This window comes from Megasphaera sp. An286 (assembly GCF_002163455.1).
Classification (GTDB): domain Bacteria; phylum Bacillota; class Negativicutes; order Veillonellales; family Megasphaeraceae; genus Megasphaera; species Megasphaera stantonii.
This window is the reverse complement of sequence record NZ_NFIY01000002.1, coordinates 133,671-148,331: the sequence shown is the minus strand read 5'-3', so window position 1 is coordinate 148,331 and position 14,661 is coordinate 133,671. Positions and strand designations below refer to the sequence as shown.

At 55.7% G+C, this 14,661-nt stretch carries 19 protein-coding genes; 18 read left to right on the top strand and 1 reads right to left on the bottom strand.

Annotated features, from left to right (window positions below; genetic code table 11):
- Positions 1–48: 48 nt before the first annotated feature.
- Together B5F80_RS01940 and B5F80_RS01935 are read left to right on the top strand one after the other, a co-directional pair.
- The gene (locus tag B5F80_RS01940; RefSeq protein ID WP_232818781.1) at positions 49–633 is read left to right on the top strand and encodes a chromate transporter; all 585 of its coding nucleotides are present in this window, start codon (positions 49–51) and stop codon (positions 631–633) included.
- Positions 634–644: 11 nt separating this feature from the next.
- Positions 645–1,211 carry a chromate transporter gene (locus B5F80_RS01935; protein WP_087477131.1) on the top strand — a complete coding sequence of 189 codons (567 nt, stop codon included), beginning with the start codon at positions 645–647 and terminating at the stop codon, positions 1,209–1,211.
- Here the strand turns inward: B5F80_RS01935 and B5F80_RS01930 are convergent.
- A complete protein-coding gene (locus B5F80_RS01930) occupies positions 1,185–3,836 on the bottom strand; it encodes a 3'-5' exonuclease (RefSeq protein WP_087477130.1) in 2,652 nt (883 codons plus the stop codon). The two genes, B5F80_RS01935 and B5F80_RS01930, sit on opposite strands and share 27 nt — an antisense overlap.
- Before the next feature lie 255 nt (positions 3,837–4,091).
- Between B5F80_RS01930 and B5F80_RS01925 the strand changes: the two genes are divergently transcribed.
- From B5F80_RS01925 to B5F80_RS01850, 16 genes are all read left to right on the top strand, one after another.
- Entirely contained in the window at positions 4,092–5,258 is a 1,167-nt protein-coding gene (locus tag B5F80_RS01925; RefSeq protein ID WP_087477129.1) for a GspE/PulE family protein, read from the top strand.
- On the top strand, positions 5,249–6,214 hold the full coding sequence (locus B5F80_RS01920; RefSeq protein WP_087477128.1) for an ATPase, T2SS/T4P/T4SS family: 966 nt from the start codon (positions 5,249–5,251) through the stop codon (positions 6,212–6,214). Before B5F80_RS01925 ends, B5F80_RS01920 begins: the two co-directional genes overlap by 10 nt.
- Positions 6,211–7,413 (top strand): type II secretion system F family protein, encoded by a 1,203-nt coding sequence (locus B5F80_RS01915; RefSeq protein ID WP_087477127.1) that lies wholly within the window; start codon positions 6,211–6,213, stop codon positions 7,411–7,413. Before B5F80_RS01920 ends, B5F80_RS01915 begins: the two co-directional genes overlap by 4 nt.
- Positions 7,414–7,436: 23 nt before the next feature.
- Positions 7,437–7,847 (top strand): prepilin-type N-terminal cleavage/methylation domain-containing protein, encoded by a 411-nt coding sequence (locus tag B5F80_RS01910; RefSeq protein ID WP_087477126.1) that lies wholly within the window; start codon positions 7,437–7,439, stop codon positions 7,845–7,847.
- A 10-nt stretch (positions 7,848–7,857) separates the two neighbouring features.
- Positions 7,858–8,328 carry a prepilin peptidase gene (locus tag B5F80_RS01905; RefSeq protein ID WP_087477125.1) on the top strand — a complete coding sequence of 157 codons (471 nt, stop codon included), beginning with the start codon at positions 7,858–7,860 and terminating at the stop codon, positions 8,326–8,328.
- Positions 8,329–8,422: 94 nt separating this feature from the next.
- Entirely contained in the window at positions 8,423–8,779 is a 357-nt protein-coding gene (locus B5F80_RS01900) for a hypothetical protein (protein ID WP_158099944.1), read from the top strand.
- On the top strand, positions 8,727–9,122 hold the full coding sequence (locus B5F80_RS01895) for a hypothetical protein (protein WP_095629835.1): 396 nt from the start codon (positions 8,727–8,729) through the stop codon (positions 9,120–9,122). The genes B5F80_RS01900 and B5F80_RS01895 overlap by 53 nt, the downstream gene beginning before the upstream one ends.
- Positions 9,073–9,615, top strand: a complete 543-nt coding sequence (locus B5F80_RS01890; protein WP_143747151.1) for a hypothetical protein — start codon at positions 9,073–9,075, stop codon at positions 9,613–9,615. Before B5F80_RS01895 ends, B5F80_RS01890 begins: the two co-directional genes overlap by 50 nt.
- Positions 9,612–10,049: a hypothetical protein gene (locus B5F80_RS01885; protein WP_087477121.1), complete on the top strand. Its 438-nt coding sequence runs from the start codon at positions 9,612–9,614 to the stop codon at positions 10,047–10,049. The genes B5F80_RS01890 and B5F80_RS01885 overlap by 4 nt, the downstream gene beginning before the upstream one ends.
- A gap of 13 nt (positions 10,050–10,062) precedes the next feature.
- On the top strand, positions 10,063–10,833 hold the full coding sequence (locus tag B5F80_RS01880) for a hypothetical protein (protein WP_087477120.1): 771 nt from the start codon (positions 10,063–10,065) through the stop codon (positions 10,831–10,833).
- A 9-nt stretch (positions 10,834–10,842) separates the two neighbouring features.
- On the top strand, positions 10,843–11,391 hold the full coding sequence (locus B5F80_RS01875; protein ID WP_087477119.1) for a hypothetical protein: 549 nt from the start codon (positions 10,843–10,845) through the stop codon (positions 11,389–11,391).
- On the top strand, positions 11,357–11,800 hold the full coding sequence (locus B5F80_RS01870) for a hypothetical protein (protein WP_087477118.1): 444 nt from the start codon (positions 11,357–11,359) through the stop codon (positions 11,798–11,800). Before B5F80_RS01875 ends, B5F80_RS01870 begins: the two co-directional genes overlap by 35 nt.
- A 415-nt stretch (positions 11,801–12,215) precedes the next feature.
- The gene (locus B5F80_RS01865; RefSeq protein ID WP_087477117.1) at positions 12,216–12,827 is read left to right on the top strand and encodes a MotA/TolQ/ExbB proton channel family protein; all 612 of its coding nucleotides are present in this window, start codon (positions 12,216–12,218) and stop codon (positions 12,825–12,827) included.
- A gap of 12 nt (positions 12,828–12,839) precedes the next feature.
- A complete protein-coding gene (locus B5F80_RS01860; RefSeq protein ID WP_087477116.1) occupies positions 12,840–13,244 on the top strand; it encodes a biopolymer transporter ExbD in 405 nt (134 codons plus the stop codon).
- 5 nt (positions 13,245–13,249) lie between these two features.
- On the top strand, positions 13,250–14,023 hold the full coding sequence (locus tag B5F80_RS01855; protein ID WP_087477115.1) for an energy transducer TonB: 774 nt from the start codon (positions 13,250–13,252) through the stop codon (positions 14,021–14,023).
- A 106-nt stretch (positions 14,024–14,129) separates the two neighbouring features.
- Positions 14,130–14,651 carry a flavodoxin family protein gene (locus B5F80_RS01850; protein WP_087477114.1) on the top strand — a complete coding sequence of 174 codons (522 nt, stop codon included), beginning with the start codon at positions 14,130–14,132 and terminating at the stop codon, positions 14,649–14,651.
- Positions 14,652–14,661: the final 10 nt, after the last annotated feature.

Below are 14,661 nucleotides of genomic sequence, written 5' to 3'. Positions count from 1 at the left end.
CGTGGTATAATCGACGATGAAAAGATATCACACGGAAGGAGTTTTCCTATGGAACCTAGACCCAGTATTATGGATAAGCCGAGAGACGCCCATTTTTATTGGACGCTGTTTAAGGCGACCTTTCTCGTCAGCGCCTTTACCGTCGGCGGCGGATTTATTATCATTCCCTTATTAAAAGCGAAATATGTAGATGAATACCATTGGATTAACGACAAGGACGCCTTAGATATGGTGGCCGTAGCGCAGTCCATGCCGGGCGTCATCGCGGCCAACTGCGCCATCATCTTAGGCTACCGCATGGCCGGCGTCCTGGGGACCCTCGTGGCCCTGGTGGCGACGATATTGCCGCCGCTCATTACTTTGTCCATCGTTTCGTACTGCTACGACTACTTTGTCCAGAGCGAAATCGTCCGCATGATCCTGCGGGGCATGCAGTGCGGCGCGACGGCGCTCATCGTCAACGTAGCGATTGACTTGTTAGTTAAGCAGGTAAAAAAGAAATTAGTTCTGCCCATGCTGATTATCGTCGGAACTTTTGTCGGCAGCATCGTTTTTGATATCAATATTATGGAATTGATCGTAATCGACGGCATCATCGGGTTTATGTGCATGCGCGCCGCCAAGTACAATTAGGAGGATGCCATATGATATACGCTATACTGTTTATTGAATTCTGCAAGGTCGGCCTGTTCTGCGTCGGCGGCGGCTACGCGTCTATGCCCCTCATTCAGCACTGCGTCGTCGATACGTATCATTGGATGACCATGAGCGAATTCGTCGATATTTTCACCTTGTCCCAGATGATGCCCGGCGCTATCGGCCTCAATGCAGCGACCTTCGCCGGCACGCGCATTGCCGGGTTAGGCGGCGCTATCTGCGCGTCCGTCGGCTTTGTCACGCCGTCCTTTTTCATCGGCATCGCCTTTGCCCGCATTTTCTTAAAATACGGTGACATCGGCCCGGTCCGCGGCATCCTGAACGGCCTGCGTCCGGCTGTCGTAGCCCTCATCTGCGCGGCCAGCCTGAGCTTTATTCTGCTGGCCTTGTGGAACGCCGAAGCGATTCCCCATGATTTTGCCGACTTTAAAGTCAGCGCGTTGGTTATCCTGCTGCTGGCCTTGGCGGCCATCCGCCGGAAATTCGGCGTCATCAAAGTGCTTCTCGGTTCCGGCGTCCTGGGCCTCTTATTTGGCCTGGCCGGCCTCCTGTAACAGATACTGGCCGGGAATGGCGGCGATAAACCGGCTTGGCCCGTAGACGTGCTTTCCTTCGCGGCGGTGCCAGCTTAGGAACAGCCGTTTCCTGGCTCGCGTCATGGCGACGTAAAACAGCCGCTTTTCCTCGTCGAGCTCGCGGCTGTCATCGGCAGTGCGGGACAAGGGAAAGACGCCGTCCTGAAGGCACGCTAAAAATACATAATCGAACTCCAGCCCCTTAGCCTGATGTACTGTAATAATCGGGATTTGGGGCTTTTTTTCCAGCAGGCTGTCTAATTCGCTGTTGGACAGGGCCGTGAGCTGGAGAAATTCCGTCAGGGCGTCGCGCGGGTCCTGGCCGGGGGTGTCCGTTTCCTTAGCCAGGCTGTACAGCTTGCGGATATTTTCCATGCGGTCGATGTGTTCTTCTTGTTCTGTGCGGCTCTGCCGCCCTTCATAGTAGTCTTTTACGCCGCAGCGGAGCATGACGGCGGCGATGAGCTCGCAGGGGCGCTGCGTGTACGACAGCTGCCGCAGTTCGTGGAGTTTTTCGCTTACCGGTTTAAACAACGAGGCATAAATGGCCATGCAGGACCGGCGCTGGGCCGTATAGGGACGGATGTGCTCGTCCAGGGCGTAGCGCAGGATGGCCGCCGTGGCGACGATGTCGTCGAAGGCGTCGTGGCTCGACTGGGTGTCCGGCGTGAAACGGTTGCTCAAATAGCTGAGCTTGTGATTGGGCAGGTTGGGATAAAAGCGGCGGAATATATCCAGCGTATCGTAATAGGCGATGTCGTCGGGGCTGTCCATGGACAGGCGTCGCAGCTCGCTGCGCAGGATGCGCAGGTCGTAGGACACGTTGTGACCGACGATGACGGCGCCGTCGGCAAACCGGAGAAAGTCGGCGAGGGCTTCCTTGGGGTCGCGGCCTTCGCGGCGGAGCAGTTCGTCGCTGATATGGTGGATATAGTACGAATCGCCGACGCTGCGGCTGGGCCGGACGTAGGCGTTGAATTTCCCGGCGATTTCGCAGCGCTCGTTCAGGCGGATCGCGGCAATCTGAATGATGTCGTCCCGCGTCGTGTCCGTGCCGGTGCTCTCTACGTCGAAGACGACGACATTGCCTTTTTCCAACGCCGTCAGCAGCAGGCCGAAGGGATCGCCGAAGGCTAGGGCGTCGCCGTCGATGAAGTCGCACAGCCCCAGACCCAGGCGGCGGTACGACGGGCTCTCGATGGTGTCGATGGTGCGGCGGCCGACGCGTTCGGCAAAGCGCAGGAGGATGCGCTTCAGGCTCAGGGCGTCGTGCTTGTTCATCGTCAGGCGCAGAAAGGCCGTGACGTCCTTGCATTCCTGCCGTTTAAACAACTGAAACTGGTCGATCATCGTAAAGGGCAGGCGCTGTTCCGGCGGCAGTCCCTCATTGTGCGAGCGGACGCCGTTCCAGATGACCTTATTGCAGCGATTCGTCCGGGTCATGATGCAGGCTCTAGTCCGTTCCTGCGGCGGCAATGCGGCGATTTGACGGAATATCCAGCGCGCTTCTTCCATGAAATGGGCCGTTTCCACGGCGACGATGGGTTCGCCCTGTTCATGGCCGGCAGCTGTGCCGGGCGCGGGATAAAAAGAGGCGACAGACGGGCCGAACAGGTTGGCCAGACAGTCTGACGACGCCTGGAGCAGCGTTTCCGTAGCCCGGTAATTTATCGTAAAGGTAATGCGGACGGGATGGTAATCCGCAGTGAAGCGGCGCAGGATGGCGTCGGGGTGAGAGCCGCGCCATTCGTAAATGGTCTGGAAATAATCGCCGCAGAGGAGGATGATACGCCCCGGAAACAGGCGGGAAATGAGGTCGTATTCGATGTCGCTCGTATCCTGCATTTCGTCGATGGCGATGTAGGCGAAGCGGTTTTGCCAGCGCCGGCATACGTCGTCCTGCCGCAGCAGGAGAGAGGCCCGGACGATGAGATCTTCAAAGTCCAGGGCATGGTTGGCCGACAACGCCGCGGCGTACTGCTCCATGAGGCCGACGCCGTTTATTGCCAGCCACTGTTCCAGCTCGGCGTCGACGCTGTCCGTATAATTCGTGCAGAACGAGCGGAGACAGCCGTCGTCCCGGCAGACAGCCGCAACGCCGGCGGCAAAGTCGGCCAGTACGTCGCCGCTTTGGCAGTCATGGAGGGCGCAGTATTTTTTGGACGCTTCTATGAAATTTTGTATATTCTGCATCCTTCCCCGGGCAGATACATCGAGAGAAAGGGGCAGGCTGGCGACGATGTTTTTGCAGTCCTCGTCGTCGTAGACGAGAAAATCGCTGCATACGTCGGAGCTGGCCTTGCTTTCTTCCTTGATGAGAGAGTAGCAGAAACCGTGAATGGTCTTGACGACGACGTCGAGGCCTTTTTCGTGTGCCGTAGAAAAAATTCGATGTTTCAATTCTTTGCAGGCCCGGTTCGTAAAGGTCAGGCAGAGAATCTGAGCTCCTTCGGCTCGTCCCGACTCGACGATAGCGGCGACGCGGCGAGCCAGCACGTTGGTTTTTCCCGTGCCGGCCGGCGCGTTTAACAATATATGATGATCCAAATCGGCGACGACGGCGCGCTGTTCGGCGTTTAAGCCATGCAGGATAGCCTCATCCATAGGCGGGACTCCTTTCGTTCTGTGGAAATACTATGCTAATCATACCATAAAAAGAGAGGCTTTAAAAATTTGGCTGCTCCGTCAATTTCCGTCAATACCAGTCAGCCGGCGTCTATTATGAGCCGTACATGAAGCGATTCTGAGAGAAGCATTAAAATCGGCAGTTTGCACATTAAAGGAAGATTAAATTTTTCAGAGGCCGCTCCGGGACGTGGTATGATGACTGTGTAACCCCGACGAGAAAGGAGGAGCATCATGGAATATACGAGGCCGTCCCGGCCGGCCTTTCGCGGCACGGCCCATGAAATCGTATCGGAACTGCTGGCTTACGCCGCCGATTCCGGCGCCAGCGACATTCACGTCGAGCCGATGGATCGGGCCGTTCGTATCCGCCTGCGCCGCGACGGCGTGCTGATGTCCGTAGGAGAGTTGCCGGCGGAACGACTCGACGCGGTGACGGCGCGCATCAAGATTTTGGCCAGCCTGGATATTGCCAATAAGCGCCTGCCGCAGGACGGGCGATTCGTCTGGCCCGATGGACGCCGTCCCATCGACATGCGCGTCAGTACGATGCCGACGATTCGCGGCGAAAAGACGGTCATCCGATTGCTGGACGCCGGCCAGGTAACGCTGAATCTGGACTGCCTGGGCCTTGGCGACGATGTGGCGGCGTTGCTGCGGCAGCTGACGAAGCGGAGCAGCGGGCTGTTTTTGTACAGCGGTGCGACGGGCAGCGGCAAGACGACGACCTTATACGCCGCCTTGCAGGAGCTGCACCGGCCGGAAGTGAGCATCGCTACGCTGGAAGATCCAGTGGAGTATAAATTGGAAGGCGTCTGCCAAAGCCAGATCCATGTAAAAAGCGGATTGGAATTTCACAACGGTCTGCGGGCTCTGCTGCGTCAGGACCCGGATATCCTGGTCATCGGCGAAATCCGCGACGTCGAGACGGCCCGCATCGCCATCCGTGCGGCCTTGACGGGGCACCTCGTATTCAGCACCCTCCATGCGGCCAGCGCGGCGGAGGCACCGATACGATTAATCGACATGGGCATCGCACCGTATTTAGTTGCCGACGCCCTCATCGGCATTACGTCACAGCGCCTGGCCCGCCGCTTGTGCAGCCGATGCCGCAGGCAGGAACAGCCCGGCAGCCCGTCGGCCTTTGTGCATCAAGGATGCGGACACTGCTTTCACAGCGGGTATGACGGCCGGTTCTGCTTGTGCGAGGTGCTGCCTATAGGAGAACACGTCAAAGCCCGTATCCGAAAAAACGGAAGCGCTTCTGATATCGCAGGGGCTGCGGCCCTGGATGGTGCCATATTTACGAAATCCCTGGTGCAGCGGGCCTTAGCCGAGGGCTGGACCGACGCGGAGGAAATCGGCCGCGTGTACAATGTAGGAGACGAAGTATGGACATAGCTGCTGTACTCGCCGCCGCCGTCCAATCGCAAGCATCGGACATTCACTTGCAGGAAGGCCGGCTGCCTTTGCTGCGCCTGGGGGCAGAGCTATTTCCCTGGGGAAATCATCGTGTAGGAGGTGAAGATATTTCCGCGTGGCTGCAGGCCTTAGGCCAGCCCTTTGACGGACGGCCCTATGTGTCGACGGCATTTTCCTGGGACGGGCGCGTCCGCTGCCGCCTTCATGGCAGCCGCGAGCAAGCCGGCGTTCACGTCGTCGTGCGGATACTGTATCCCCTCGATACGCTGCCGCCTGACGGTGACGAACTATTGCTGCGGCGGCTGAGCGGACTGGACGACGGCCTCGTGCTGGTATGCGGGCCGACGGGGAGCGGCAAGACGACAGCCTTATGGCGAATACTGTGCTGGGCGAATGCCAACCGCCGCTGCCACATCATTACGCTGGAAGATCCCATTGAATATGTCGTGCCGGGGGAGCTGGCCCTTATCAGCCAGCGGGAATATGGGATTCACTTCCAGTCCTTTGCCGAAGGGGTACGGGAAGCGCTGCGCCAGGACCCGGATATACTGCTTGTCGGTGAAATGCGCGACAGGGAGACCATGGATGCGGCATTGACGGCGGCGGAAACGGGGCATCTCGTCTTCGCTACCCTTCATACCCGCTCGGCAGCGCAGGCCGTCAGCCGCATGGCCGGAGCCTATGCCGGCGCGGAACAGGAAGAGATGCGCTGCCGCCTGGCTATGGTACTGCAGGGAATCTTGGCTCAGCGCCGGCGCGATGGAGCTGACGGCGCTTATATTGCCAGGGAGATCTTGCTGCATACGCCGGCCGTCGCTCAACTCATCCGCAGCGGCAGGGAGCATCAGCTGGCGACAGTTATGCAGACCGGCGCGGCCCTGGGGATGCGGACGATGGAACAAGCGCTGCAGCGGCATAGGCGGAATCTGATATGAAACGATTTGTTGTGACATGCATCGACATGCACGGACGAAAAATGACGTACAGGCTGACAGCTCCCAGCTCGGAATCGGTTCGCGCCATGGCTCGGCGTCGTTCCTGGCAAATCATGGCGATGGAAGAAACGACGCCCCTTTTGGCTTTGGTATTCCGCCTCCGTCCTTTTTCCTATAAGACCTTGTCCCTCTTGTTTTACCAGCTGGGCGCGATGACCCGGGCTGGCATCCCCTTTGTGCAGGCCTGCCGGCTTTTGTTGCACGACGTGACGAGCAAAAAGCAGCGTCAGGCTATGAAGCTGGCCGTCGACTATATGGAAAAAGGAATGGCCGTGTCGGAAGCCTTAGGGCAGACCGGGTTATTTCCTTCGCTGGTCTGCCGCATCGTCAGCGCCGGCGAGCGGGCCGGCAATTTGGAGCAGATGCTGTATCTTCTGGGCCAATATTACGAGCAGGCAGATAAGCAGCGCCGTTTTCTGATGGACGCCTTATCATATCCGCTGTTTCTCTTGGTTTGTACGACGGCTATGACAGTCGGCATCGTCGCGTTTATCCTGCCAGTGTTTGAAGCTATGTTTAACCAGATGCAGATGCCGCTGCCGGCGATGACGGCGTATATGCTGGCCGGGGCGCATATACTGCAGTTTTACGGCGCTGCGCTGGCCGCAGGAGCTGTTGCGGGTATTGCGTCGCTGCTCCTTTTGCTGCGCCGTCCCGGTGTGCGGCGATATGCAGAAGACAAGCTGTTTTCCCTTTCGGCATTGCGGCGTCTGTGCGTGATTTTTTGCTGGCAGCGGTTCAGCCAAATACTGGCCGTGCAGATACGCTGCGGCATTCCCTTGCTGGACGCCTTGGACGATGGAGCTGCCGTCGTGCCCGTCGATTGGTTTCGTCGGGCCGTAAATCAGGCGGCGCGGCGGTTGGAAAACGGCAGCTCCTTCAGCCAGGCCGTGCGCTTAGGCCAATTCGGCACGCCGTATATCGAGACGATGCTTTTAGTCGGGGAAACGACGGGGCGGTATGAAGATGCCCTGCAGGTTGTTTCCGAGTATTACCAGTGGCGCATCCAGTCGCGTCTGTCCGTCGTACAGCGTTTGGCAGGGCCTTTGATGCTCCTTGGCGTCGGCGCTGTTATAGGAACACTTGTCATCTCATGTATGTTGCCGCTGCTGGATATGGCGGCAGGCATGGTACCGTAAGAAATGAAAGGAGAGTTGTGTATATGTTCATTCGCATTCGTTTATGGTTATCTCCGTCCCGACGGAGAAAAAACGGGTTTTCTCTGCTGGAAATGCTGGTGGTTGTCAGCATCATTTTGATTTTAGCTACCGTAGCCGTGCCGAAGTTTACGTCAGCCGGGAAAACGGCGAAAATTGCCAAGATTGAAGCCGACTTGCACACGATCAGCAACGCGGCGGCGCTGTATGAAGTCGAAACCGGCGCGTATCCCGACTCCGTCGATGACCTGGTAAAGAAAGGAAGCTCCGGCAAAGCCTATCTCCAGTCTAAGCCGACATTGCCGGACGGAACGGAGTACAGCATTAACAGCGAAGGCGTCGTATCCGGCGTATTTGACGGCGTGACCTATGATTCGGCGGCCAGCCATCGGACGACAGCTGCGGAGAGCGGCTGATGACTGAGATATGACCGGCGATATGGCTGCCGCTTTGAGCTGGGGATACGGAATATGGCTGGCGGTCATGGCCTTATGCACGATTGTCGTCATCTATACGGATATATCCTGGTATTGGATTCCCGATGGGATTGTATGCGTTGCGGCGTTGGCAAACGGGGCCGCCGTAGCAGGCGGCCTCGTAGCTCCCTGCAGTGCAGTCAGCATCGGGTTTGCCTTGTCCTTTGCCCTGCTGTACTTTCTGTATCCGCAGGGCATCGGCAGCGGCGACGTCAAGCTGGCGGCGGCCCTGTGCCTGGGCTGCAGCGGCTCGACGGCCTATATTATGACGACGGCCGCGTTCCTGTCCGCTTTGATTGGGGCGGCTGCGTGGCGGCTCTATGCCCGAAAGAACTGCATTCCCTTCGGCCCGTTTTTGTGGATAGGATGGTGGATAGCCTTTGCGGCAGGAGAAGAACTTATGGCCTGGATGGCTGGCTAATGCATGCCGGCGGCGCGAAAACGGCTATCTGTTGACGGAATACCTTGTACTGCTCGGATTGCTGGGGTTATTTTTTACATTGGCGATGCCTAAGATGACCTGGGATTCCCACCGTTATGCTGTAGACGTCATGACGCGGGAAATCGCCGTCGACTTGCAGCGCATGCGCCAGCATTCCCTGACGAACGGGACGGCCGATATGGACGGATGGACGTTGTCGCTGCGAAAAGACAAATATGTCATCATGCAGCGGTATACTGTCCATAAAACGAGGATATATCCGAAGGGGATTACGATTCCTACCGGAAAAAACGGACGAAAGGACTTTACGTTTGATGGCAAAGGAAGACCGCAGAGCGATATGGAGCTTACTGTCGCCAGTTCCGGCGCACAGCCTTATGAAAAGAAAATCATCGTGGCCGCTCAGACCGGCCGTATCCGCATCGAATAAGAAAAACGGATTTCTGCTGGCCGATGCCGTGACGGCGTCTGTTATCGGAATTCTCCTCTTTACGCCGGCGTTGATGCTGACGGCCCAGGCCGTTTCGGCTTACCGGCAGGCCCGCCATATTATCGGAGCTGCTGCTGCAGGGCGGTCGGAGATGGAAGAACTGCGCGGAGAAGACAGGAATTTTTCTTTGCAGAAAGAGGTGACGGGGCCGCGCGGCACGTATACGCTGCGCAGCCAGGCTGAGAATGTAGACGGCCTGTATATTCGATACAGAGTGGAGGTGCAGGACCCTGATGGAGGCGTTCACGTTTTTATCCGCCTGGCGGAATCGGAAGAAAGCTAATGGGTTCGTGCTGACCGAACTCGTCGCGGCACTGGCCGTCGCAGCTATCGTCATGACGGCGCTTCTGCCGATGCTGGTGCAGACGGCGGCAAACTGCCGCTACGGCGAAAGCTGGGAAGAACTATCCCGACAGGGCATGGTGATGGAAGAAACGATATTCGGCGTACTGCGTTTTGCCCGGAATATCGAGGTATCGCCTAAGACGGTACGGTGCCGCGAAGAACAAAACGGGCTGACAGGATTTTCTGTCAAAAACGGACGGGTATATCGTTTGCTGAGCAACGGCAGCGAACAGCCTCTGACGGGTTCGGTAAACGCCGGGCTGCGGGAAGACCGCATCAGCGTGCGTTCTCAGGGTGACAGGCCCTATTTTTCCGCCGATGGAGAAAAAATACACGTTTATATTGAGCTGTACGACGCCTATACGGGACAATCCTGGCCCTGCGTGCTGACCGTTACGCCGCTGCCTTGCCAATGGGAGGATGCGGCATGAGACGAAAAAACGGGTATATGACGTTCTGCATCTTGGCGCTGGGAACGGCGGCGCTGCTGCTGGCTGCGTCGGCTGCGCATTTATCTGCCCAATACGTCCGGTCTGCCCGTCAATACGAAGAAGCCGTTCAGTTATCCTATGCTTCGGAAAGCGCCCTGCTGGTGAGCTGGCGCGACTTGCGCAGCCGGCGGTGGCAGGATGTGCCGGAACGGCGGACGTGGGCTTTTAACGATGTATGGGGGATTGCCGAAGGAGGACAGCGCATAGAAATCCAGTGCGTTGCATCGCCATATTCTCTGCCGTTCAACGGCGTGCTGCGCGCGTCGGCCGTGTCGGATCATACCCTTTTGAAGCGAACCTGCGCTCTGCAGTTCCGGGTGCAGAAAGGCGACGACGGCAGCGCCTCTTTCGCTGTCCGGCAAATTGTGTATTAAGGAGGGCAAATGAATGAGTATAGTCCAAGGATATCGGGCCTACATATGGCTGTCGCAGCGGCACATATATGTTTTGAAAACGGAAACGAGCTGGTACGGCGGCGTCCGGAGCCGGCAGCTCTGCCTTTATGATTGTCCTGGCGACTGGCTCGCATGGCCTGAGAAAATAAAGAAGTGCCTGAGAGATATTATTGCTGTATATGGATTGCAGGATTATACGACGTATCTTCTGCTCAGCGGCCCGTCTTTACTGTGGAAAGAGCTGAAGCTGGCGACGAAACGGAAGGAAGAGGCGCGAAGCATGGTCGTATGGGATGAGGCGATTGGCGACGGCAGCACGGCGTACGCCTTTGATTTAGCCCGAACTGCAGAACCGCCTGAGGGAGGCCTGTACGGCTGGATGAGCGCCGCCTATCCTTACGATATGGTAACAGATATGATTCAGACGCTGCGGTCCGGGAATTGCTGCGTCAGGAGAATTGACGTTCTTCCGGCGGCGGCAGGACGCCTCTGTCCGTCCGGGACTGGCATTTTATATCTGTGCGAACCGGCGCTGATTCATGTGGTTCAGCTGAAGTCGGGAGTTCCCTTATCCTATGCCTGCACTTCGGCGCTGCCGGAAGAAGGCCGGATTTGGCAAGAAGCGCAGGAACAGATGCATCATGGGGTGTGGTACGACGAAGAGAAAGGAATGTGGTCTATTCCGCCGGTGTCGGAGTCTGTGAAGCGAGATATGGATCGGTGGGAATTAGTATATCCGGCTGCCGTACTGGCAGCGTATTAGGAGCAGCGTATGGAATTCAATTTAATCCCTCAGGAACAGCGCCCTTCGTCATGGTCCTTGTTGGCGCTGCGGTTGAGTAAAAAGCTTGCTGCGCTGCTGGTCGTCGTGACTCTGGCCGTCGGCGCAGCCGGTGCGATCTTTCAGATGCGGACGATTTGGGAACAAGAACGGTTTACGGATCAGGCTTTTCCTATTCAGAAACGTATTGTGCAGCAAAATGAGTGGGAACGAAAGCTGCACGAGTTGAAAGAGCGGCACGACGAAGACCAACGAAATCGGCTTCATTGGCCGGAAATTCTCGTGTGCCTTGCCGATACCAAGCCGGAAGGCGCATTTGTAGAAAAAATCGAAATGCGCCGCCATGTGTTGTCAATATCTGGTATGGCAAATGAAGTCGGCACCGAGAGAAAATGGCAGGACGCCCTGCGTCGCCAGCCTTCTGTACGTTCGGTTTCGGCCAGCCGCATGAAGCAGGCAGGACAGACGGCGGAAACGGCGTTTCTGCTGGAGGTGGAATGGGCGAATGATGAGCAGGATACTTCACGACAAAAGGCATAAACAATTCCTTTGGTATATCCTTCTGGTACTGCTTTTGCTGTCCTTCGTCCATTGCGCCTACTGGTACCGGCAATGGCAAGCGTGGAAGGCAGTCAATGGCCGCATTTGTTCCTATGAAGTGACAGCGGCGGAGTGGAAAGACCGGGAAGACATTATCAGGAAATGGCAGGGGGCCGATGAAGACGTACTGGACATCGTACAGCGCCAGGCCGATGCGTGCGGCTTACAAGTACTTTCGTTTTATGCATCACCGCAGGAAAAAAGCCGATATCATGTAGAATTAAGCGGGGCTTACGGGAGCTACATTCATTTTTTCAATCAAATGGAACGAGAAGGCCCCTTATTCTCCGTTTCTTTAGAACGTATGGAACGATGCGGCGACGCCGTATTGGCTGTCATAAAAATTTAAATATATATTTTAGAGACATACTCCTCACGCAGACTAATATATTTGATATTTGTCTGGATGAGGAGTATTTTTTAATAATTATTATTGTCGTTTGGTCTAATCGGGCTATTTTTATGTCTGATTGGAGTAGATTTTTTTTCATATCCTTGGTATCATATACGTGCATTTTATTATATGAATACAATAATCAATATCTTAAAAATGATCAGTAAAGGAGATGGATAACAGTGGCGCAAAAAAATATGAAAAGTGCTGAAAAAGGTACATGGGAAAGCGTAGCGTGCACTCTGGGGTTATGGGTTATTTTCGTTTCTGCCGCCGCGTTATGCATATAAGATTTGTAAGCGGCAAAGTGTATCAAGGCATCATCGCATTTATATAAGTTAGTAACTATAATCATTAAGGAGTGTAGCAAATGGAAGGATTCGCGTATTTTCTGCATTTATTTCACAGCGGCGGACTGGTTATGTATCCGCTGCTGGCCTTATCTATTTTTACGGTAGCCATTGCGATTGAACGGTTTTACTATTACCGGGCCAATCGTCGGGATTCGAAAAAGTTTTTTACTGGTGTTGATCATGCTATTCGTGATCAGCAATGGGATACGGCGGAAAGTTTCTGCCGGAAATTCCCTACGGCTATCAGCCGCATTATTGCCAGCGGCCTCCGGCATAAGGATGATGAAAAAGCCATGAAAGATGCTTTCAATGAACAGATGACGATTGAATCCATCGCCTTTCGCCGCTACCTCGATTACCTCAGCGCTATCGTCACGATTGCGCCGCTTCTCGGGCTTCTCGGCACAGTAACGGGCATGATCAGCACGTTCAGCGTTTTAGACAGCGGCGCTGGTGCCACGGCGATTACCGGCGGTGTCGGTGAAGCTCTTATTGCGACGGCGTCGGGGCTGTGCGTCGCGATTATCGCTTTCTGCGTATATACCTACTTCGACCATCAGCTGGACACCATTGTGACGGATACGGAAAAGCTGTGCCTTACTGTAGTGAACGCCAGAAATGCAAGGTAGGAGGTAAGGCTGATGTTTACGAATGTCAGGATGAAAAAGAAACCGGCTTTTATGATCATTCCGATGATTGATATTATCTTTTTCCTGCTTGTGTTTTTTATGATGAACAGCCTGCAGACCGTAGCGCAGAAGGCCTTGTCCGTCCAGCTCCCTCAGGCTCAGAGCGCGTCGGCGCCTGTGCAGATGCCCATTATCCTGACGGTTGATGCGGAAGGGCATATTACGATGGATAATCGTCCTGTCAGCTTTGACGAAGCATCGGAACGGATGAAGCGACACATGGCAGAAAATGCCAACGCCGCTGTGATTCTGCAAGCCGACCGCCGTACGGCTCATGGTCAGGTAGTCGCTGTCATGGATATGTTGAAATCTGCTGGTGTTAAGCGTCTGGCCATCGCTGCAGAACAGAAGGGATGACGCCTATGCGGGAAATTTCATGGATACGAGCTTATGCCGGCTCGGCAGTAGTCCACCTGCTTGTCGTAGGCGCGGCGGCCATGTTTCTTGCCGGAGCTGTGATGCAGCAGGAACAACAGCAGATGTATGTCATAGATTTAGACACCAGCGAACTGTCTAGTGCTGGAAGCGGGCATGCCGGCGGCGGCGAACTGTTTCCGGAAAAGCTGTCTGAAACAGCCGTAGCCGAGCGTGTGGCGCAAATAGATGCCAGCCAATCGGCTGTTATGCCTCATCCGCAGTTGTCAGATGCCGTGCCGGAACCGGCTCCCAGCAGTCAGCCCGCTCCGGCTGCCGCCAGTTCGTCTGCTGCTGGCGGAGGTGGTGTCGGCAGCAGTGTGGGAGCTGGCAGCGGTACGGGTACTGGCTCAGGCGTCGGAGACGGGACGGGCGATGGCCAGGGCTATGGAGAAGGCGCCGGCGACGGTCAGGGCAGCGGTTACAGCGGCGCAGAAGGGACCGGTTCATCGCCGTTTGATTCCGATGGATTCTGGTCTGCTGTCAACGCCAATAAATCCTATCCGCCTATGGCTGTCCGCCGCGGTTTGACTGGTTCCGTTACCATTACGGTTACGCTGGACAGCAGCGGAAACTGCGTCAATGCCTATGTATCCGGCTCATCGGGACAGAGTATTTTGGATAAGGCTGCTCTCAACGCTGTATATGCCGCCTGCCCGTATCCGAATGCCAGCGGGCAGGATGTAACGGTAAACGTGCCTGTTACCTTTAATTTGAATTAATTCCCCCGGTTTGTCGGATCGTTTTTTTCAGTCAGGAGACACAGAGCCGAAGACATGAGATTCGTATCCATTATAAAAAATTATGCCATAAAAGGAGAGTGTATGTATGAAAACGATCGTTTTGTACTCGACGCGTACAGGAAATACGAAAAAGGTGGCCGAAGCAATTGCCGAAGCCCTGCCGGCAGGGACGCCTTGCCTTTCCGTTAAAGAGGCGCCGGCTGATATTGACCGCTGCGACTGCGTGTTCCTCGGATTTTGGGTGGACCGCGGTACGGCAGATAAGGATTCGCAGGACATGCTGAAAAAACTGAAGAATAAGCATGTCGCTATATTTGCAACGTTAGGAGCCGATCCGAAGTCGGAACATGCGGCGAAGAGCCTGGATAACGGCGCGGCCTTTCTGCCGAAAGGCGTCCATGTCGCCGGTACGTTTATCTGCCAGGGCGCAGTAGACCCCAAGCTTATTGAAATGATGTACAAGCAGTTCCCAGCTGGCCATCCCCACGGCAAATCGCCGGAACGGGACGCCCTTCATGCCGAAGCAGCCAAGCATCCCGATGCTGCTGATTTGGAAAATGCCAAAGCTTTTGCGGCAGATGTCATGAAGAAGCTTGCTGCGGAATAAGGGAGACACT